Origin of the sequence: Bizionia gelidisalsuginis, assembly GCF_008086185.1 — a bacterium.
Lineage (GTDB): Bacteria > Bacteroidota > Bacteroidia > Flavobacteriales > Flavobacteriaceae > Bizionia > Bizionia saleffrena.
Genome location: NZ_VSKN01000103.1, coordinates 1 through 656, shown reverse-complemented (window position 1 = coordinate 656; position 656 = coordinate 1). Strand labels below are relative to the sequence as shown.

1 pseudogene is annotated in these 656 nt (G+C 40.1%); it reads right to left on the bottom strand.

Annotation, left to right across the window (positions count from 1 at the left end):
* Positions 1 to 656 (bottom strand): annotated as a pseudogene (locus tag ES677_RS15435) (gliding motility-associated C-terminal domain-containing protein); the annotation flags it as partial.

Here is a 656-nt window from a genome sequence, read left to right as displayed (position 1 = left end):
ACCAGCATTGCTTGATAACCAATCTTCTAAAGTTCCATCTGGAGTTACACCACATTGAATAGCTATATTTTCAACAGCGGTTGTATCGATAACAGGCGCCGTAGTATCTTCAATATTAATTGTCTGTCCTTGAGTTGTTGTGTTTCCACAAGCATCTGTTAGTGTCCAAGTTCTTATGAAAGACGATTCGTTAGCACAAGACCCAACAGTCGATGTTCCATCAGTATACGTCGCTTCCAATGTGTTAGTATCACAATTATCAGCTTCGTCTGTTACATCACCAGTTACTGTTAAGTTGTTTACATCTTGATCACATTCTAAAGTCACTGCAGCAGGAACCGTAAAGGTTGGCGCCGTAGTATCCTCGATGTTTATGGTTTGTGTTTGCGTATTATCGTTTCCACAAGCATCTGTTAGTGTCCAAGTTCTTATGAAAGACGATTCGTTAGCACAAGACCCAACAGTCGATGTTCCATCAGTATACGTCGCTTCTAATGTGTTAGTATCACAATTATCAGCTTCGTCTGTTACATCACCAGTTACTGTTAAGTTGTTTACATCTTGATCACATTCTAAAGTCAATGCAGCAGGAACCGTAAAGGTTGGCGCCGTAGTATCCTCGATGTTTATGGTTTGTGTTTGCGTATTATCATTTC